Source organism: Chlamydiales bacterium (genome assembly GCA_031292375.1).
In the GTDB taxonomy this organism is placed as follows: domain Bacteria; phylum Chlamydiota; class Chlamydiia; order Chlamydiales; family VFKH01; genus JARLHF01.
This window is the reverse complement of record JARLHF010000007.1, coordinates 1-20,096: the sequence shown is the minus strand read 5'-3', so window position 1 is coordinate 20,096 and position 20,096 is coordinate 1. Positions and strand designations below refer to the sequence as shown.

Below are 20,096 nucleotides of genomic sequence, written 5' to 3'. Positions count from 1 at the left end.
TTTTATTATTTTTTTGCTAACATTACTGATAATTATTTGAAATAACGTTGATTTTTGTGACTTTAATCTCTAGTTTCCGCTTCATTTGGCCTACTAGACGAGAAAACACTTATAAATCCATCGCCACTCCTAATTGCTGGCAAGGTCATAACGCCTGTGCCCCCTAAGTGTTCTTTCTGAGGAAATTTTTCCCGCTGACTCCCAACGCCTAAGAGTATCCTTCGACACTCCTAGCCCTTTTTAAAATGGCATGCCTGGAATTTGCTGTACCATCTAAAAGAACAAGAAAATCAGTACCTGAAATGTATGATCTTGGCCATTTATCAAGTATTTGAGTCATTTAAACTCAAAACTCAGGTCATAATCCGAGTTTAACTAAATTTAGAATATTTTGTAGGAAACTGTCAAAAAATGACAGTTTCCTACATTGTTTTGGCTAAAAATAATACTTGCTAAAAAAATAGATCTGCCATAAATAAGAATTTATTTTTATATAGAGGGAAGGATTATGTCAAGGGTAATAGGGATCGATTTAGGAACATCTAATTCTGCAGCAGCTGTTATGGATGGGGTAAGGCCTACCATTATACCTTCTGCTGAGGGTGCAGGCGTTGCTTCTGGAAAAGCTTTTCCTTCTTATGTCGCCTTTACTAAAGGTGGAGAGCGCCTGGTGGGAGAGCCTGCAAAAAGACAAGCTGCAATAAATCCAGAGGGCACCGTACAAGCTGCTAAGCGGAAGATGGGTACAGACTATAAATTTAATGTCTTTGGAAAAGATTACACTCCTCAGCAAATTTCTGCTTGTATTCTGCAGAAAATAAAGCAAGATGCAGAAAGCTTTCTTGGATATAAAGTAGAAGAGGTTGTCATCACTTGTCCTGCTTATTTTGATGATAATCAAAGAACAGCAACAAAAGATGCTGGCGAAATTGCAGGCTTAAAGGTGCTTCGCATCATTAATGAGCCAACAGCTGCATGCCTTGCTTATGGTCTTGAAAAGATAGGAAAAGAATTAAAGATCTTAGTATTTGATTTTGGTGGGGGAACACTCGATGTTACAATCATGGAGATGTGGAAAGAGGGGGGCTTCAAGGTAATTGCAACAAGCGGGGATACGCAGCTTGGTGGCACCGACATGGACGCTCTTTTGATTGCGCATATTTTAAAAGACTTTAATAGAAATACGGGTATTGATTTAGCACAAGATAAACTTGCTATGCAGCGCATACGAGAGGCTTCTGAAAAGGCAAAAGTAGAGCTTTCTAGTGCATTGACAACAGACATCAACTTGCCCTTTATTACGGCGGATGCAAGTGGTCCTAAGCATTTGACAATGACTTTAAGTCGTGCAACGCTAGATCAGCTAGTCTCTCCCATCATTGATCGCTGTAAAGGCCCTTTAGAACAAGCTTTAAAGGATGCAAAAGCTGCATTAAAAAATGAGGGTGTTACATTTGAAACTAAAGATATTGATAAAATTATTATGGTAGGTGGTCCTACAAGGATGCCTTGTGTACAAAAATTTGTAGAGGATTATTTTGGTAAAAAAATTGAGAGGGGTGTAGACCCTATGGAGTGTGTTGCGCTAGGTGCTGCAATCCAAGGAGCTATTATTAAGGGTGATGTTAAAGATGTTCTATTATTAGATGTTACACCGCTTTCACTTGGTATTGAAACTCTTGGAGGAGTAGATACAAAACTTATTGAGAGAAATACAACCATTCCAACAAAAAGATCTCAAGTATTTTCAACGGCAAGTGACAATCAAAATGCTGTAACCATAAGAGTACTACAAGGAGAGCGTCCTCTTGCAAGTGACGATGTTGAGCTTGGTCGATTTGATTTGGTAGGCATTCCTCCTGCTCCAAGGGGTGTGCCTCAAGTTGAAGTATCTTTTGATATCGATGCAAATGGCATTGTGCATGTATCTGCAAAAGATCTTGGAACAGGTAAGGAGCAATCTATTAAAATTACAGCCCCTAAAAAGCTTTCTAAAGAAGAAATTAGTAAGTTAGTCGCTGATGCTGATAAGTTTTCTGCAGAAGATGCTAAGCGAAAAGAAGAGGTAGAGGCGATTAATCAGGCAGATACATTGATTTATGCAACGGAGAAGTCTTTAAAGGATTTTGGAGACAAGGTAAGTCAAAATGAGCGCGCTGATATGGAATCTAAGATGAATGAATTAAAAAGTGCTATTAAAGATAGAAATTTAGAGCGCATTAAAAAGAATACAGAAGAGCTTGTTAAGGTCTCTCACAAGCTTGCAGAAGAGATTTATAAAGAAGCTGCAGAGAAGCATAAGAGTTCATCTACAGCTGATACAAAGCAAGATACTACTAAAGATAATCCTCAAGATTCTAGAAAAGATGATGATATCACGGATGCAGAATTTCGAGAAAAATAAAAAAAAATGCCATCAAAAAGCGATTATTACGATATATTGGGAATCAAAAAAGGTGCATCTCTTGAAGAGATTAAGCGCGCCTATCGAGAACTTGCCCTAAAATACCATCCAGATCGAGTAGTTCCTGAGAAGAAGAGTGAGGCTGAAGAAAAGTTTAAAGAGATGTCCGAGGCTTACGCTGTTTTATCAGACCCTCAAAAGAAAGAATTGTACGACCAGTATGGTCATAGTGGAATAGATCAAAAATACTCCTCTGAAGATATCTTTAAAGAAGCTGATTTTAGTAGCATCTTCCAAGATTTGTCCCATTTTGGAGGAAGAGATGATTTCTTTAGTAGCTTGTTTGGAGATTTTGGATTTAATCTATTTGGAAAAAGTCAAGATGCTCCATTGCGCGGTAGTGATTTAGAAATAGCTCTTGAAATTACTTTAGAAGAAGCATTTCATGGTATAGAGAAAGAGATTCAGTTTCCTTGTGAGAAGGTTTGTTCTACATGCAAAGGAAGTGGAGAAAAGCCTGGAACTAAAAAAGTTTCTTGTAAGTATTGTGGTGGATCTGGGTATTTGAGTAGTTCAAGTCACGGAGTAAGAATGTCTCAAACATGTCCACATTGTCAGGGCATTGGAATGATCGTTCAAACTCCTTGCCCAGAGTGCGGAGGAGGGGGAAGAGTTAGCGATAAAAGCCACATTAAAGTACAAATTCCAGCAGGCGTAAGGACAGGTGCTCACCTTCGGGTAAAGGGGCACGGAGAGGAAGGTCCGTCTGGCAGGGGAGATTTGCACATTGTTGTGATGATTAAACCGCACCCTGATTTTGAAAGAAAGGGGGATGATATCATTACTGAGAAAAGAATTGGCCTCTGTAAAGCTCTACTTGGCGGCGAAGTTGACATTTCCTTACTTGGTGGTACGATTAAGATGAAAATTCCTCCTGGAACACAAGGTGGTAAAGTATTTCGGTTGAAGGGAAAAGGTTTTCCACATACGTCAGAAGTAGGTTGTGGAGATGGATTTGTACGTGTCATTGTTGCAATTCCTAAGAATTTGACCGAAGAGCAGAAAAAAATGATTCAAGAGCTTGCAAAATCTCTTAAAGAGAATTAGACAAAAAAACTTTATTGCATATTTATTCTTCCTTGAATATTCTAAGCTAGAGTTTGAATATTCAGGGAAGAATCATGGAGCGTTTACACTTTATTCACCAAATTGAGCGTTATTTTGAATCTCATAAAATTGTAGCTCTCTTGGGACCTCGACAATGTGGAAAAACGACGCTTGCGAGAATGTATTCTAAGCGGGAAGTGAATTTTTCAAAAAATAATTATTTGGATTTGGAGGCCTCCATTGATGTACAAAGGCTTGTAAATCCCACACTGACACTAGAGTCTTTGTCTGGTCTTATTATCATTGATGAAATTCAGCGTATACCTGATCTTTTTCCCATATTGCGTGTTTTAGTCGATAGAGAAGAAAACAATCAGCGCTATCTTATTCTTGGAAGTGCATCTCGTGAATTGATACGACAATCCTCAGAGAGTCTTGCTGGAAGGATTGCTTATATAGAGCTTACTCCTTTTTCTTTTCAGGAAGTAGATGATATACAAAAACTATGGATACGCGGGGGGTTTCCCCGTTCATTTCTTGCTAAAACAGAACAAGAAAGCGTTGATTGGAGAGAATTTTATATTCGTACATTTCTAGAACAAGATATTCCTAATTTAGGTATTAAAATCCCACCAGATACATTACGTCGTTTTTGGATAATGCTATCACATTATCATGGTAATATTTTTAATAGCTCTGAACTTGCAAGATCTTTTGGGACTTCTGATGTCACGATACGGCGTTACTTAGATATACTTGCTGGAACATTTATGATTAGAAAATTACAACCTTGGCATGAAAATATAAGCAAGCGCCAAGTTAAGGCTCCAAAGATTTATTTTCGAGATAGCGGTATTTTCCACTCTCTTCTTAATATATCTAACCAAGATGAATTACAAGTTCACCCCAAGTTAGGTGCATCTTGGGAAGGCTTTGCTCTCGAGGAGGTTATTAGACATAGGCAAGCCAAAAGCCAAGATTGCTATTTTTGGTCAACTTATGGTGGTGCTGAAGTAGATCTTATTTTGCATCAGAAGGGGACTTTAACAGGATTTGAATTTAAGTATAGCGATGCTCCGCAGTTAACCAAATCGATGCATACAGCTCTTCATGATTTACAGTTAGATCATCTATACGTTATTTATCCAGGGGATGTAGATTATCCATTATCTGAACGAATTTCTGTTAAAGGATTAAAAAGTATTTAAAAACGCTCATTATTAGGATTGTAACATTTTCTTGCCATGACCATGGAGGGCTTATCTGGAAATCCAAGAATTTCACTTACGTGGCTAAATAATTTTGCAGCCTCTTGGAGTTTGTGATCTCTATATGCATAAAGAGCTGACGAGTGAGTTTCAACAGCTTGTATCCATGCATCAGATGCCTCACTGAGAGGACAAATGAGTTCGTAGATTAAGATAAGATCTCTTTTACCTCGTACTTTTGCAAAATCAATAGGGCGTAAAAGCATCTCTTTAGAGACAAGATTTGCAACAAACGGGCTAATAGTAATTTCTGAGCCATACTCTTTATTAATGGATTCAAGCCTGCTTGCAAGGTTTATTGTGTCCCCAATTGCTGTGTACTCCATCTTAGTTTCTGAGCCTATATTTCCAACGATAGCATCTCCTGTGTTGATACCTATTCTGTGGTGTAGTTCTATTTTTCCTTGATCTGTCCACGTTTTTTGAAGCGCTTGTAATTTTTTTTGCATTTTTAGTGCTGCTCTACAGGCCATCAAAGCATGATTTTCAAGGGGTTTTGGAGCGCCCCACAAGGCCATAAGACCATCTCCTACATATTTATCAACGATGCCTCCTGTTGACTCTATTTCAGCGCACATGGCACTTAAATAGGTTCCAAGTATTTTCATTGTTGTGTTGGCAGAGCATGTTTTTGTAAAAGAATTAAAGGAGATAAGGTCAACAAAAAGCACGCTAATATCTTTTTTCTCTCCACTAATTGTAAGAGGCTTATTAGTCTTAATTAGACTAGAAACAAGTTCAACAGGTACATATTTGGCAAAGGATTGAAGCCCTTGTTTTAAATGGTCAATTGCAATGTTTAACGCATTTACTTCCCTTATCCATGTAAGTTTGCTAGCTAGAAATTGTTTAGAGAAATTAAATTGTGTCAATCGATACATCTCTTCTGCACAAGTTTTTAAAGAACAAGAAATGCGAGAAAAGAAGAATAGACTCAGGAGGATACAGACAGAACAGATGGATAATACAATAAAGAATGAGATATGAGTTTGCATGCGGATTGGCTCATAAAATTCATGTTTTGAAATAAGCATGACAAATATCCAGGGAGTGCTTGTGTACATAGGAACCTTTTCAAAAAAGCCAAGAGCATTTTCTGTGTGTAGTACGCCTTTTTTAGAAGACTGTTTTAAAATAGATTCCCATGCCTCTTTCAAATCGGGATTATTTTTGTTTTTGATGTTAGTAAAGCCTGTTTGCACACTTTCTTTAGCATAATCTTTATCGGAATCTAAAAGGATGTCACCTTGTGCATTGACGAGATAGATTTGATGAGATGCATATATTTTTAAGCTTTCAAAAAATAACTTAAGCTGAGAAAGCTCATATTCAATAGCTACAATACCTTTAATTTCCCCATCGATATAAATTCCTCTACCAAAGTCTATACCGATGCCAGGAATGGTTTTATAAAGATAAGGTTCTCCCCAAATTCCACTTGGGTGCTTTAGTGCTAGGTTATAGATGGGTAATTCTTTGTTAGTAGGTGTTGTAATTTTTTGTAGCAATTCAAAAGAGTTGTCTTTGCCATATTTAAAAAGCTCTGTGTGAGGACCTTTTTGAAGCCAAAAATGAATTGCAGCCTCTTTTGTCGCATAGAAAGCAGCAACTGCTGTATCATTAAGTCTATCCAAAAACATCCATTGAAATGCTGGGTTAATTTGTAGGGCATGATAAAAATATTCGAGTAGTTGTTTGTCATTATCAATATCTATTAACTTGCCTTGTAGAAGGTCTAGTAATTCTTGAGTTGCAGGTTCTGCTTGATTAAAAAAAGTTGCAATTTGATCGATTGCATTTTTTCCAATTTGAGTAGACATCTCCTCCCAGAGGTCGTTGACAATCTTTTTTGAGGAAATGAATGCCAAAACCCCAACGCTTATTGAGCCAAGTAGAATCATTATTATAATACTTACAATAAGTGTTGTACGTAATGCAAAGCCATGAGGTTTATTTGAAGAGAGATTTTCACTCATGTTATCCCCTTCTTTAAACCTTCAGTACGGCATTTTTTTGCCATAAAGATAGAGGGTAGATCATTATGTCCTGAAAGTTCACTTACATGATCAAATAGCTTTTCAGCATCAAAGAATTTTTTATTTTTGTAGAGTTCTAATGCCTGGGCATAAACTTCGATAGATTTTGTTAAAGTACTTGTTGACTCCTCAAGAGGGCAAATGAGTTCATAGATGATGATGGGCTCTTGTTCTCCTTTGAGAAGAGTAAAATCAAGAGGTCTAAATAAGAATTCTTTTGAAAGAGGATTTGCAATGTCAGGACCTACAATGATTTCTGTGCCATATGTTTTATTTATAGATTCTAGTCTACTTGCAAGGTTTACAATGCCCCCAATTGCAGTATATTCCACTTTTGTGTCACTACCAATATTACCCACAATAGCGTTTCCTGTATTGATACCCATTCTGTGGCGCAGTTCTGGTTTTCCCTCTTTTTGCCATTTTTGTTGCAGTGCTAGTAATTTTTTCTTCATTTTAAGAGCTGCCCTACAAGCGCATAAAGCGTGGTTATCAAGAGTTTTTGGTGCGCCCCATAGAGCCATGAGACCATCTCCTATGTATTTATCAACGATGCCTCCTGTAGATTCAATTTGTTCATTCATAGAGCTCAAGTATTCTCCTAACAAGCTCATGGTTATATCAGCTGGAAATGTTTCTGAAAAAGATGTGAAGGAAACAATATCTACAAACAACACAGTGATATTCTTTTTTTCACCACCGATTGTTACAGGTTTTCCTGATTGAATAAGCTGTGAAACAAGTTCTGCAGGAGTGTATTTTGCAAAGCACTGAATACCATGTTTTAATTGATCTGTTGCACTATTCATCATATTTACTTCTTGGATAGTTGATACAGTATTAGAGAACGTTTTAGTTGAAACATGAAATTGAGAGAGAGAATACATTTCATTTGCAATTTCTTTTAAGCGCTTAGACACATGTGTAAAGAATAGAAAGCTAAAAAGAATACAAAGGAAACAGATAGATCCTGCAACGAGGATAGAGTGTCTTGTTTGTTCTTGGATTGGGGCATAAAATTCCTCTTTTGAAATGAGTGTCATGACAATCCATGGTGTGTTTGTAATTTCAGGTAGGGTGTCAAAGTATCCAAGAGACGTTTTTGTTTCTATAACACCTTTTGAAGAGGATTGTTTTTTTACATCTTGCCATGCACTTTTTAAAGCATCGTCATCTGAATTTTGAATATTGACAAGGCCAGATGCAAGAGATTCACTTATATAGTATTTAGTGCGATCTGCCAAAATATCGCCATTTTTAGTAAGTAGGTACATATTGTGGGTTTTGTATTTTTGCATCGTATGTAAAAAGCGTTGCAGTTCGGTAAGTTCATACTCGATGACAAGTACGCCTTTGAAAATCCCATCAACGTAAATCGCTTTTCCATAATCGATACCAATACCTTTAACTATTTTATAGGCGTAAGGGTTACTCCAGACTCCTTTTGGGTGTTGATGCGTTAGTTTGTAGATAAGAGATTTATCATGAAAGGGAGCATTTTCTTTTTTTATGGGTTGCAAGGCTTTACCAGGTTCATATTTGTAAAGAGAGACTTCTTGATTTTTACTATTTATTGGATGAGAGATCCAAACGAAAATGCCCGCTACATTTGTTTCTCGAAAAGCTGCAATGGAAGCGCCATCTGGCTGGATGATAAAAATCCATTGAAAACTAGGGTGTTCTTGTAGTTTGGTATAAAAATAATTAATTACTTGGGTTTGATTATCGATGTTGATGATATGATCTTGAAAAAGGTCGATAGTTGTTTTACTTTGGATGGTTGCTTGTTGAAAAAAATTTACAGTTTGGTTAATTGAATTTTTACCTTCTTCTTCAGAAATAACCTTCCATAAGTTATTGACAATTTGTTTTGAAGAGAAAAAGGCGGTGATGCCAACGCCAATTGCTCCAAGTAGTATCATGAACAGGGCAAATACAACTATAGTAGTTCGCAGCGGTATTCCCTGAATGTGTTTGATTGAGTATTTATTAGCAGTGCTTACCATAAACTAACGATGCATAATTTTACTTATACACAAACAAGTTCAAGAATTGGTTTGTGTATACATATGGAATTGTGCATAATATTTTTTAATATTCAATGCGTTTCGGTATACACAAACAAGTTATATTTAAGACGTTTGTTTTTTAGACGTATTTAAGTGTTTATAATAAGAAAGGCACTCTTTTGTTTGTATGATTCCCAGATCCCATAAAAATAGACGAACACCCTCTTCTGTAAGATGAGGCTCATCGTAATCGTCCATGTCAACAATACGTGGATCATAGTAAGTTGAAACATTACTACTTGCATTGTATTCTTGCGCATTTTGGTCATTCGTCTTAAAAACATTAAAATTACGTTGAGATATGTCGCTTAGCCATTCTTGGATAGGTTTCCATGCGATATCTCTGTAACATACCGTGCAATTTTCTTCTATCCGGTATTCAGGTTTAATTTTTTCGTAAAGATACTTTATAAGCAATTCTGGAGTATAAGTTTTTAATAAATCTGTGTTGATGAAATCTAAAAACATATCTGGGGGAATGGGGAGAGGAAGATTTACTTCCATTATTGTAAGTATTTTTTCTGCTAAATTACCTAAAGGGGCTTCAAAATCGAACATGGGTGTTGACAGTTTTGGACGCAAGTTTCTGTGCAGAATACGCTCAAAAATGTTTCTGCCTTTGATTTGGAGGTGGACGGCTCCTCCATAAGGGCGCCATCTATGCCAAAGGCCTGCTTGACACTGATTACTAAGGTGGATATTATTGCTCCCTCCAAGGACATTTAGAGAAAATTCAAATCCTTTGGGAAGGCTTGCTTTAAGGGTTTGTTCTAGTTTACCAATTTGCTCATTGATTAATTCTCCTCTAAGAGTTGCAAGCTTATAATGGGTGGACCATTTAACATCCTTTGATTTTGGATTTAGCATAACATTGATAGCTCTAAGCCATCCTTCTGTACATTGTGTACCTGTTTCAGCAAGTTCCTGGACTTTTGATCCAAAGTTGAGTTTGTCGTTTACTATTTTTGATAATAGTGCTTTAAATACGATGCGGAATTTATCGAAATTAGGGGGGCGCACATCCGTGCAACGATCATTGATAATGCTGCCTTTAAGGCGTTTCCAGCCAGCTTCATTTTTGGTAAGTTTAAGTTGAGTACATTCTTGTTCAATTTGAGTAAAAAGAGTTTCGAAAGAAATTTGCTCAAGATCTTTAAGAACATCTTCAGGTAAAAACGCATTTGTTTCTTTTGCATGTAATGCTGAGTAGTTTAATTCAAAATTTGACGTTTTTTCAAGAATTGTCATAACAAGATCTTTAGCATCTATAATAGATGCTAGATGTCTTTCTGGGGAAATAATATGTTCCCCTGGAGATCCATTTGTAAGAAAATCTGGTAAGTAGGGGATTAGATATTCATTTGTAGTAATGTAATTGAGGAAGCCAAGAGTTACACTGATAAGATGTAAAGCTTTAAAAACAATGTTTTGTGGGTTTGTGAGAGCTGTATAAAATAAGCTTAAGTATTCAACGGGAGTTAAAATAGTTTCTATGTATCCTGGCATGTATCCATAGCGCTTAATTGCAATCAATGCAAGCCCTGCAATGCCAAATGCGCCAATTAAGGTATGGCCAAGTGTAATCATGGCTACATAGGAAACTGCGCAGGCAATGTTGAGGATAGGACCTGCATAGTCAAGAACTTTGTTAATGCCTTTTTCTAATATCTGCACAATGGAAGATAAGTTAATCGCAGTAAATTCTAATGTTTGCTGTAGGTAATTACAGCCTATTTTTATAAGTGGAGCTGTAAGCTTAAAAATTAAAATAATATTTCCAATTGTGCCAAACGAGGAGTTAGATTTTTCATTAGTTGAAACCCATTGAGCATCGAGGGTGCTTGCGCGCATGGCGCTTAGCTGGCTTACGTATAGATGTTGTTGTCCGTCTAAGGCGTAAGCCTCTACATGGTTACTTAAATTAAAATGTGCGCAGTTGAGCGCAATGCTTGCTACCATAAGTTCAAATCCTGCATTTCTTGTAATTTCAGTAGTTTGTCAATTTTTTATTAAGTTTTTATAAAGATTGAATTTTTTGTCTAAAATTTTAGTATGTGAACTATTTTATTGTGTGCTATGAACTTGAATGAACTTTTTCAAGGAGAAAAAATATGTATGCAAAATCGATGGGACTTGTTTGGATTGTTGTACGGGACTTAAAAAAAGCAATCCATTTCTATACAGAAAATGTTGGGTTAAGGCTAATGAATTCTAATGAAGAGTATGGTTGGGCTGAACTTCAAGGATCAGAGGGTGGTGCAAGGCTTGGAATTGCCCAGATGAGGGGCGGCAAAGAGAAGATAAAGCCAGGAGAGAATGCTGTATTGACATTTACTGTTGAAAATATTGAAAAAGCCAAAGCCGACGCTCTCAAGAAGGGTGTAAAGGCTATAGACGACATTGAAGAAGTTGTAGGACATGTCAAGATGCAACTATTTGTTGACCAAGATGGCAATCATTTTCAACTCGTAGAGATGCTAGGAGATCATGAGCATTAAATATCTATAGAGCTAATATTCCATAGTTTTGCATATTCGGCAATGGCTCTATCACTAGAAAAATTGCCCATATTTGCAACGTTTAGAATAGAAGAGCGTGTCCATGCATCTTGGTTGCTGTAGGCGGCACTCACTCTTTTTTGACAAGATATATAAGCTTCATAGTCAGCAAGCACGAGATAGTGATCTCCACCTGAAAGTAGGCTATCGACAATGGGTTTGAAGAGGCCTAATTGGTCTGGTGAGAAAAAGCCATCTCTAATTTGGTCAATGCAGCGCTTGAGGGAGGCATTCTTATTGTAGTACTCATAGGGATTGTAGCCAGAGCGTTTAGTTTCTAGTACTTCTTCTGCAGTAAGACCAAAGATAAAGATATTTTCATCGCCAACTAGGTCTTTGATTTCGATATTTGCACCATCAAGTGTTCCAATTGTCAAAGCACCATTAAGCGCAAACTTCATGTTACTAGTTCCAGAAGCCTCTAAGCCAGCAGTAGAAATTTGTTCTGATAGGTCAATTGCAGGAATGATCATTTCTGCAAGAGAAACACGGTAATTAGGCATAAACACAATTTTTAAGAATTTACTAGCAACAGGGTCATTGTTGATGATTTCTGCAATATTGCAAATAAGCTTAATTGTTAGCTTTGCCATATAGTAGCCAGGAGCTGCTTTACCGCCTACAATGATTGTTCTGGGTACATAGTGAGCATTAGGGTGGTCTTTGATTTGGTTATATAACGTGATCATGTGAAGTGCGTTCATCAACTGTCTTTTGTATTCGTGAAAGCGCTTTACCTGGCAATCAAATAAAGATTCAGCATGCACCTCAATTTCATGGCCGAATCGAATGTGTTGAGCAAGTACCTTTTTATTTTCTTGCTTAACTTTGGCCCATTCTTTACAGAAATTGCTGTCGTTTGCAAATGTAGTGAGTTTTGAGAGTAAAGAAAGGTCTGTAACCCAAGCTTCTCCAATAGAATCTGTAATGAGCTTTGATAAGTTAGGGTTGCAAAGTTTAAGCCAGCGTCTGGGAGTGACACCATTGGTGATATTAAGAAAGTGGTTAGGGTAATATTCATTAAAATCTTTAAAAAGATGAGCTTTTAATAGATCGGAATGTAGAGCAGAAACTCCATTGACAGCATGGCCTCCAACAATTGCAAGATTTGCCATCCTCACTTTTTTCTCTGAGCCTTCTTCAATTAAGGACATTCTTGCCAATTTGCCCACATCACCTGGATAGTGGATTCCTACATCTTCCATCAAACGTCTATTGATTTCATAAATGATTTGCAAGTGTCTTGGAAGCATATTTTCAAGGAGTTTTACAGGCCATTTTTCGAGGGCTTCTGGTAAAATAGTGTGATTTGTGTAACTGAATGTTTTCTTGGTTAAATCCCATGCCTTATCCCAAGAAAGGCCTTCTCTGTCCATGAATAGGTGCATTAGTTCTGGTATAGCAAGAGAGGGGTGTGTGTCATTGAGTTGAATTGCTACTTTGTCTGCAAAGGCATCAAGTGTTTTGTGGTGTTTTTTATAGCGTCTAACAATATCTTGTAGTGTTGCAGAAACAAGAAAGTATTCTTGACGAAGACGTAAATCTCTTCCAACAAACATATTATCATTAGGATAAAGCACGCGAGAGATATTTTCAGTGCGATTGTTATCTTCTACAGCTCGTATATAATCTCCATGGTTGAAATAATTTAAATCGAATCCGCGAGAAGATTTCGCGGACCATAGGCGAAGTGTATTAACAGATCGATTGTTATATCCAGGAATAGGTGTATCATAAGCCATGGCAACAACCTCTTCACGATCTACCCATTGATTGCGCAGTATTCCTTTTTCATCCATAAATTGATGGACTCTGCCTCCATAATAAACAGGATAAAGGTATTCTGGACGGCCAACTTCCCAAGGATTTCCGTAACGCAGCCAATTGTCAGGAGTTTCTATCTGGTATCCATGCTCAATTTTTTGATAGAAAATACCATATTCATAACGTATTCCATATCCGTAAGCAGGAAGACCCATGGTTGCCATTGAATCGAGGAAGCAAGCAGCAAGCCTTCCAAGGCCGCCATTACCAAGGCCCGCATCCCATTCGATATAGCTCATCTCTTCAAGGTCATATCCAAGATCTTTGATAGCATCTTCACAATATTCATAGATTCCTAAGTTGATCATGCTGTTTTTTAGCGATTGCCCCATTAAAAATTCTAGGGAGAGATAGTAGACTCTTTTAGCATCCTGGTCGTAATAGGCTCTTTGAGATTCCATCCATCTTTTTATCATAAGATCGCGTATAGTATAGGCAAGTGATGTGTAGACATCCCTTCTTGTTGCTGTATAGCGATCTTTTGCAATGGTATAGTTGAGGTGGTGGATAATAGACTTTTTTAGGAAGGTAGAGTCGATGTTTGTGTGGTTAACTAGAGGTTCTTGAGATTCTTGTGAGTTCTTCATAAGAGTCCTATTCCTTATTGTAAATGTTTTATTTTCCATTCTACTGGTAGATCATCTTTTGTAAAGCAAAAAATTAAATATTAGTTAATTTACTATTTTAACTCAGGTAACTGCAAGAAACAATCGATTGATTTTTAAGGGGTTTAGGGTGTATATACACACCAACTCAAAAATTGATGAATTTATGTCTGTAATTTCTACTAAAGTACATTGGCAACTGCGTTTGAAAGAATTTGTTCCCAAGCTTGTAACTTGCTTGAAAGAGGGGTATACCCTTAAAACGCTTGCACATGACCTTTCTGCAGGGATTACGATAGGGATTATTTCACTGCCTCTTGCAATGGCTTTTGCAATAGCATCGGGGCTATCTCCTGAAAAGGGCTTATTTACATCGATTATTGCAGGTTTTTTGATCTCTCTTTTAGGGGGGAGTAGAGTCCAAATTGGAGGACCTACGGGTGCATTTGTTGTTGTTGTACTAGATATAGTTAATAGGACTGGTTATGAAGGACTTGCAATAGCAACAGTCTTGGGTGGCTTTTTACTTATTTTGATGAGTATCTTTCGTTTTGGAGCCTTTTTAAAATTTATTCCTTACCCTGTAATTACAGGTCTTACTGCAGCCATTGCCGTAGTTCTTTTTACATCTCAAATGAACGATTTTTTTGGACTAAGTATTGCAGCATCCTCAACTGATTTTTTTGGGAAGTGGCAATTAGTCATAAATAATATTACAACACTCAATCAATGGGCTCTTGGTATAGGTCTCTTTACTATTTTTACGATACTTTTTTTTAGAAGATATTTTCCAAGAATTCCAGGGGCAATTATAGCGGTTATTCTTTGCTCTATAGCTGTGTATCTCTTGGATTTACCCGCTGAAACAATTCATACAAAATTTGGAGTTATTCCATCTGTTCTGCCAGCACCCTCTTTTCCAAATTTTTCTCTTGCAAATGTGCGGCTGCTTATGCCAGATGCTATCACAATAGCAGTGCTTGCAGGGCTTGAATCTCTTCTTTCAGCAGCCGTTGCTGATGGAATGACGGGGTATCGTCACAAGTCAAATTGTGAGCTTATGGGACAGGGCATCGCCAATATTTTTTCAATTGTATTTGGAGGAATTCCTGCAACGGGTGCAATTGCAAGAACGGCTACTAATGTCCGCATGGGGGCAAAGACGCCCGTTGCAGGCATAATTCATGCAGTTACACTCTTTTTTATCATGCTTTTTTTTGCAAATGGTGCTGCAACGATTCCTCTTGCAGTACTTGCTGGGATTTTGATTGTAATTTCATGGAATATGGCAGAGGTGGGTCATATTATAGAAATTTTTAAAGGTCCAGTAGGTGATACATTACTCATGCTTGTAACTTTTGCTGTAGCTATTTTGATAGATATTACAGTAGGAGTAGAGATCGGCATATTACTAGCTGCACTTTTTTTTATGAAACGTATGGCAGATGCTACAAATTTAACAAGAAAAGTACTTACAGGTTCTCTCTTTGAAAATAGCGAGCAAAAAGATCCAGACGCTCTTTTTAAAAAAGAAATTCCTGAAGGCGTAGAAGTGATTCAAATCAATGGCCCACTGTTTTTTGGTGCTGCAGATGTTTTAAGTGAAGCTTTGCGCTATGATCGAAAAGATATAAAAATTATCGTTTTAAGAATGAGCCATGTACCTGTTATTGATATGACAGGATTGCGCTCACTACAACTTTTTTATGAGCGCTGTTTAGAAAAAGAAATTACTTTGTATTTATCTGGTATTAACCAGAAAGTTCTTTTAGCTTTGCAAAAGATAGGTTTATATGAACTCATAGGTGAAGAGCATTGTTTTGCTCATATTGATGATGCTCTTTTATTTGCACAAAAAAAACTGGAGGCAGAAAACAAGAGTGCTGTGCTATAATCGCGTATGAAACTTTACTAGGTAGTGATGGCTAGATATAATTTTTTTCCAAGCAATCAAAAATTGCTTCTTGAAGAGCTTGCAAAAGATGTTTTATTAGAAGATCTCAAGCAAATGCTTTTAATTCGTAATTTTGAAATTAGAGCTGAGTCTGCATATCAACATGGCCATATTGGAGGTTTTTTTCACTCCTATATGGGGCAAGAAGCAATTCAAGTAGCAGCCTACCGTGTATTTGGAAAAGAGCATTGGTATGTAACCTCTTATCGTTGTCATGCACTTGCGCTACTTCTAGGTGCAACACCTGACGCTCTTATGGCAGAGCTTTATGGAAAAGTTACTGGCAATGCACAGGGCAGGGGTGGTTCTATGCATTTTTTTACGGAAAAACTTTTAGGAGGGCATGGCATTGTAGGTGGACAGATACCTATTGCCACGGGCGCTGCATTTACTTCTAAGTATTTAGGTAAAAAAGATGAGTGTACACTCTGCTTTTTAGGAGATGGTGCTGTTGCACAAGGCTCTTTTCATGAATCTTTGAATTTAGCAGCTCTTTGGAAGCTTCCTTGCATCTATATTATCGAAAATAATCAGTGGGGGATGGGAACATCTGCTACAACTGCAATTGCAGTAGATCAGATAGCAGAGAGAAAAGCTCCTGGCTATAATATGAAGAGCTATACGTTTGATGGTATGGATTATTTCAATTGTTTTGCTGGTTTTAAGTTTTTAAAAGAAGAGATGAGTAGGACAGAAGAGCCTATTCTTGTAGAAGTTGTTACTGAGCGTTTTAGGGGACATTCGATTTCTGATCCTGGTCTTTATCGCTCAAAAGAAGATTTGCATGCTTGTATGTCTAAAGACCCTATTCTCATTTTAAAAAATATTTTAATAGAAAAGGGCTTTTTGACAGAGGATTTGTATAAGATAATGGATAAACAAGCAAAGGATTGCATGGTCGAATCGATGCGGTTTGCTGAAGAGAGTCCATGGCCAGATCCTATCCATTTAGAGGAAGATGTTTTTGCACCTTAAAAAAGGGGTTTTGTGAGTACTCAGTTAGTAGAAATGCGAGAAGCACTTAGACAGGCACTTGATGAAGAGATGCAAATGGATAGTCGCGTGTGCATATTAGGTGAAGAGGTTGGTGCTTATAATGGTGCTTACAAGATCACAAAGGGTATGTTGGATAAATGGGGTCCAAAAAGGGTGGTCGATTGTCCTATCTCAGAACTTGGGTTTGCAGGCCTTGCAATAGGATCTGCAATGACGGGTTTGCGTCCTGTCGTTGAATTTATGAGCTGGAATTTCTCTTTTGTTGCAGCAGACCAACTTATTTCTAACGCATGCAAGATGTATTACATGTCAGGAAATAGATTTTCTGTTCCTATTGTTTTTAGAGGACCCAATGGGTCTGCAGCACAAGTTTCAAGTCAGCACTCACATTGCGTAGAAGCACTCTATGGTAATTTTCCAGGCTTTATTATTTTAGCTCCTAGTAACCCTTATGATGCAAAAGGACTACTAAAGTCTGCAATACGTAATAATAATCCAGTTCTTTTTTTAGAGTCGGAGCTTTCCTATGGAGATAAGATGGACATTCCTACCGGGGAATATCTGGTTCCTATTGGAAAAGCGCGCGTTGTAACTCAAGGAAGTGATATTACGCTTGTTTCTCATAGCAGAATGGTTTTATTTTGTGAGCTTGCGGCGATAGAACTTGCAAAACAAGGTATTAAGGTAGAACTTATCGATCTTCGTACGGTAAAACCCTTAGATATTGCAACGATTTGTAATTCAATTAGGAAGACACATGGATGTGTGATTGTTGAAGAGGGACACTCCTTTGCAGGCATTGCCTCAGAAATTGGATTTCAAGTAATAGAGCACTGTTTTGATTACCTTGACAGACCCCTTGTTAGGGTGTGCCAAAAAGAGACTCCTATGCCTTATTCTAGAGTATTAGAAGAAAAGACTCTGCCAAATGTCGATCGTATTATCCACTCAGTAAAAAAAGCGCTCAATAAGGAGTAATTGTTTTTATGCCATTTACATTTACAATGCCCAAGCTATCTCCTACGATGACAGAAGGAACAATTGCAAAATGGCTTAAAAAAGAGGGCGAATTTATTGAAGCCAATGAAGTGTTTGTTGAAATTGCAACAGATAAAGCAACAGTTGAGCATGCAGCTCTCGATGAGGGGTGGCTGCGCAAGATATTAGTTCAGGCGGGGGATGAAGTACCTGTCAATCAAAGTGTTGCAATATTTACTGAAAAAAAAGATGAAAGCATAGAAGGATATGTTCCAGAGGGTATTGCGCCTGTAAAAAATGGTTCTGTTACAACAGAAAAGGAATCTTTAACATCCATAATAAAAGAAAACAAGCCACAACCAACAACGGCTGCATTTAAAGAGACTTTATTTGCAATAGAGCCTCCAATAGATGTCGAAGGGCCATGGAGCACATCCATTGATGAAAAGGGCCGCGTTAAAGCATCTCCACTTGCAAGAAAGCTTGCTAAAGAAAAAAATCTAGATCTTGCAACAGCAACGGCTACAGGCCCAGGTGGCAGAGTGACAAGTAAGGATCTTGCAACTGCTCAAATGGATGCAGGAGCTGTTTTTGGCAGCAACAAACACCCTGACATCCCATCTGGCACGTATGAAGAGGAAAAACTTTCACCTTTAAGAAAAGTGCTTGCAGAAAGACTTCAGCAAGCAAAAATGTTTGTACCCCACTTTTATGTAGGAGTGGAAATCGATGTATCTGCTCTGGTAGCTCTTCGTGATCAGTTAAAAAATCATGACATTAAAGTAACTTATAATGATCTCATCTTAAAAGCTGCGGCCCTTGTTTTACGAAAGCATCCTGGTATTAACAGTGGCTTTAATGCAGCAAATAATACAATCGTTCGTTTTAAAACAATAGACATCTCTGTTGCAGTTAGTTTTGAAGGAGGACTCATCACTCCTATTGTGCGCCATGCCGATTTTAAAAATGTGGGTCAAATTGCAAGTGAAGTAAAATTTCTTGCAGACAAAGCAAGGAATGGAAAGCTTCAGCCACATGAATATAAGGGAGGCTCTTTCACAATTTCTAATTTAGGAATGTTTGGCGTAGATACTTTTACTGCGATAGTCAATCCGCCGCAAGCTGCCATTCTTGCAGTGGGTGGCATCATGGATAAACCTGTTGTTAAGGCAGGCGCTGTAGTTCCAGGAAAGCTCTTAAATCTAATTCTTTCTGCAGATCACAGAGTTATCGATGGATCTGCCTCTGCTGCTTTCCTAAAAGAGTTACAACATGTTCTTGAAAATCCATCTATCTTACTTTTATAAGGAGTTTGAATTTATGACAATGCCATTAGAAAGCGACAGTAAATACTATCCTGTTGAAAATGCACCAAATACGTTAACATCGGTTAGCAATTCAACAGGTAGAAGATCTATGTGGGGTGGAACAATTCCTGATACTCCTGACAATAGAATTGAAGGAGTGGCCTTAAGGAGCATGCCAAACATTGTTCAAGATTAAATTAACCTGGACTCTCCACATTGTACGGGCATTAGCTGATATGCTAACGCTGATTTCTAACTTATCTGTCTATAGACACGTTTTTCAAAATCGGTAAGGTTTTGTAGTGTTATGTTAGTGAGCCTATTTTTTTTTGAGAACATCTGCAGCTTTTGATGATACAATAATTCCAGCATAGTTTTTAGGAAGAAAAAAATCGCTTTTACCCCATTGATCTAGTGCTATGTACAATCCTTTGTAATATTTTCCAAATGGACCTGTTGGTACCAAACGCTTTTCTATGATTTCTGATCTATTCCAATCAACAGGACCGCATATACCAGTTATGGATAAATCATGATAACCTACAATTTCACGTTTTTGTTTATCAAAAATTTTTATCGGAAATGTTTGCCACCCAGTCAAATTGTTGTTTTCTAAAACAAATTTCATTTTATCTGAAATCAGATGTAGTAAAGATCCAGTTCTAATTATATCATCAAATTTTTTTCCAGATTCTTTTTTAAAGATAACAGCAGCAATTAGGAGCGGGATGTTTTACGAAAGAAAATAGGAAATTATAAGAAAATTCTTCTCATAGAAATGACATGTTAACGTAAAATGCAAAAAATTATTATGTATATTTTGTGATAGCGTTTTCAACGAGTACGTTGCATTATAATGGACCCCGAAATTTAGACACCCCAAATCGCGCAACTTTCTGATAAACTAAACGCAGAAAGGATAGCAACTATGGGAAAGTACAATCAATATACGGCAGAATTTAAAATGAAAGTGGCCCTAGAGGCCGCACA

Annotated in this window: 14 protein-coding genes; 9 read left to right on the top strand and 5 right to left on the bottom strand. The window is 37.4% G+C overall.

What is annotated here, in order from left to right; translation table 11 throughout:
- The first annotated feature begins 508 nt into the window (after nt 1-508).
- From dnaK to P4L16_01415, 3 genes are all read left to right on the top strand, one after another.
- Complete coding sequence (dnaK, locus tag P4L16_01425) at nt 509-2,404, top strand: molecular chaperone DnaK (protein MDR3623782.1); 1,896 nt, start codon at nt 509-511, stop codon at nt 2,402-2,404.
- Between the two features lie 6 nt (nt 2,405-2,410).
- A complete protein-coding gene (gene dnaJ, locus P4L16_01420) occupies nt 2,411-3,511 on the top strand; it encodes a molecular chaperone DnaJ (GenBank protein ID MDR3623781.1) in 1,101 nt (366 codons plus the stop codon).
- Nucleotides 3,512-3,585: 74 nt separating this feature from the next.
- Complete coding sequence (locus P4L16_01415; GenBank protein ID MDR3623780.1) at nt 3,586-4,719, top strand: ATP-binding protein; 1,134 nt, start codon at nt 3,586-3,588, stop codon at nt 4,717-4,719.
- On the opposite strand, the gene P4L16_01410 is transcribed toward P4L16_01415, so the two are convergent.
- The 3 genes from P4L16_01410 to P4L16_01400 form a co-directional block, all read right to left on the bottom strand.
- Nucleotides 4,716-6,755 (bottom strand): adenylate/guanylate cyclase domain-containing protein, encoded by a 2,040-nt coding sequence (locus tag P4L16_01410; GenBank protein MDR3623779.1) that lies wholly within the window; start codon nt 6,753-6,755, stop codon nt 4,716-4,718. The two genes, P4L16_01415 and P4L16_01410, sit on opposite strands and share 4 nt — an antisense overlap.
- A complete protein-coding gene (locus P4L16_01405; GenBank protein MDR3623778.1) occupies nt 6,752-8,821 on the bottom strand; it encodes an adenylate/guanylate cyclase domain-containing protein in 2,070 nt (689 codons plus the stop codon). The genes P4L16_01410 and P4L16_01405 overlap by 4 nt, the downstream gene beginning before the upstream one ends.
- 126 nt (nt 8,822-8,947) lie before the next feature.
- Nucleotides 8,948-10,843: a hypothetical protein gene (locus tag P4L16_01400; GenBank protein MDR3623777.1), complete on the bottom strand. Its 1,896-nt coding sequence runs from the start codon at nt 10,841-10,843 to the stop codon at nt 8,948-8,950.
- Nucleotides 10,844-10,995: 152 nt separating this feature from the next.
- Here P4L16_01400 and P4L16_01395 point away from each other — a divergent pair, with 152 nt between their 5' ends.
- Nucleotides 10,996-11,382: a VOC family protein gene (locus P4L16_01395; protein MDR3623776.1), complete on the top strand. Its 387-nt coding sequence runs from the start codon at nt 10,996-10,998 to the stop codon at nt 11,380-11,382.
- On the opposite strand, the gene P4L16_01390 is transcribed toward P4L16_01395, so the two are convergent.
- The gene (locus tag P4L16_01390) at nt 11,379-13,853 is read right to left on the bottom strand and encodes a glycogen/starch/alpha-glucan phosphorylase (protein ID MDR3623775.1); all 2,475 of its coding nucleotides are present in this window, start codon (nt 13,851-13,853) and stop codon (nt 11,379-11,381) included. The two genes, P4L16_01395 and P4L16_01390, sit on opposite strands and share 4 nt — an antisense overlap.
- Nucleotides 13,854-14,001: 148 nt before the next feature.
- Between P4L16_01390 and P4L16_01385 the strand changes: the two genes are divergently transcribed.
- The 5 genes from P4L16_01385 to P4L16_01365 are packed head-to-tail and all read left to right on the top strand — an operon-like array spanning nt 14,002 to nt 19,302.
- Entirely contained in the window at nt 14,002-15,765 is a 1,764-nt protein-coding gene (locus tag P4L16_01385) for a SulP family inorganic anion transporter (GenBank protein MDR3623774.1), read from the top strand.
- 27 nt (nt 15,766-15,792) lie between these two features.
- Nucleotides 15,793-16,800: a pyruvate dehydrogenase (acetyl-transferring) E1 component subunit alpha gene (pdhA, locus tag P4L16_01380; GenBank protein MDR3623773.1), complete on the top strand. Its 1,008-nt coding sequence runs from the start codon at nt 15,793-15,795 to the stop codon at nt 16,798-16,800.
- Between the two features lie 33 nt (nt 16,801-16,833).
- Nucleotides 16,834-17,799 carry an alpha-ketoacid dehydrogenase subunit beta gene (locus P4L16_01375; GenBank protein MDR3623772.1) on the top strand — a complete coding sequence of 322 codons (966 nt, stop codon included), beginning with the start codon at nt 16,834-16,836 and terminating at the stop codon, nt 17,797-17,799.
- Nucleotides 17,800-17,807: 8 nt separating this feature from the next.
- Nucleotides 17,808-19,106: a dihydrolipoamide acetyltransferase family protein gene (locus P4L16_01370; protein ID MDR3623771.1), complete on the top strand. Its 1,299-nt coding sequence runs from the start codon at nt 17,808-17,810 to the stop codon at nt 19,104-19,106.
- Between the two features lie 13 nt (nt 19,107-19,119).
- Nucleotides 19,120-19,302, top strand: coding sequence for a hypothetical protein (locus tag P4L16_01365; protein ID MDR3623770.1), 183 nt, complete (start codon nt 19,120-19,122; stop codon nt 19,300-19,302).
- A gap of 123 nt (nt 19,303-19,425) precedes the next feature.
- Here P4L16_01365 and P4L16_01360 read toward each other — a convergent pair whose 3' ends face one another.
- Complete coding sequence (locus P4L16_01360) at nt 19,426-19,734, bottom strand: hypothetical protein (protein MDR3623769.1); 309 nt, start codon at nt 19,732-19,734, stop codon at nt 19,426-19,428.
- Between the last annotated feature and the right edge of the window lie 362 nt (nt 19,735-20,096).

Coding starts and splice junctions, on each gene's coding strand:
- dnaK (MDR3623782.1), top strand. CDS start 509: ATGTCAAGGGTAATAGGGATCGATTTAGGAACATCTAATTCTGCAGCA.
- P4L16_01360 (MDR3623769.1), bottom strand. CDS start 19,734: ATGAAATTTGTTTTAGAAAACAACAATTTGACTGGGTGGCAAACATTT.
- P4L16_01400 (MDR3623777.1), bottom strand. CDS start 10,843: ATGGTAGCAAGCATTGCGCTCAACTGCGCACATTTTAATTTAAGTAAC.
- P4L16_01405 (MDR3623778.1), bottom strand. CDS start 8,821: ATGGTAAGCACTGCTAATAAATACTCAATCAAACACATTCAGGGAATA.
- P4L16_01375 (MDR3623772.1), top strand. CDS start 16,834: ATGCGAGAAGCACTTAGACAGGCACTTGATGAAGAGATGCAAATGGAT.
- pdhA (MDR3623773.1), top strand. CDS start 15,793: ATGGCTAGATATAATTTTTTTCCAAGCAATCAAAAATTGCTTCTTGAA.
- P4L16_01395 (MDR3623776.1), top strand. CDS start 10,996: ATGTATGCAAAATCGATGGGACTTGTTTGGATTGTTGTACGGGACTTA.
- P4L16_01415 (MDR3623780.1), top strand. CDS start 3,586: ATGGAGCGTTTACACTTTATTCACCAAATTGAGCGTTATTTTGAATCT.
- P4L16_01390 (MDR3623775.1), bottom strand. CDS start 13,853: ATGAAGAACTCACAAGAATCTCAAGAACCTCTAGTTAACCACACAAAC.
- P4L16_01370 (MDR3623771.1), top strand. CDS start 17,808: ATGCCATTTACATTTACAATGCCCAAGCTATCTCCTACGATGACAGAA.
- P4L16_01410 (MDR3623779.1), bottom strand. CDS start 6,755: ATGAGTGAAAATCTCTCTTCAAATAAACCTCATGGCTTTGCATTACGT.
- dnaJ (MDR3623781.1), top strand. CDS start 2,411: ATGCCATCAAAAAGCGATTATTACGATATATTGGGAATCAAAAAAGGT.
- P4L16_01365 (MDR3623770.1), top strand. CDS start 19,120: ATGACAATGCCATTAGAAAGCGACAGTAAATACTATCCTGTTGAAAAT.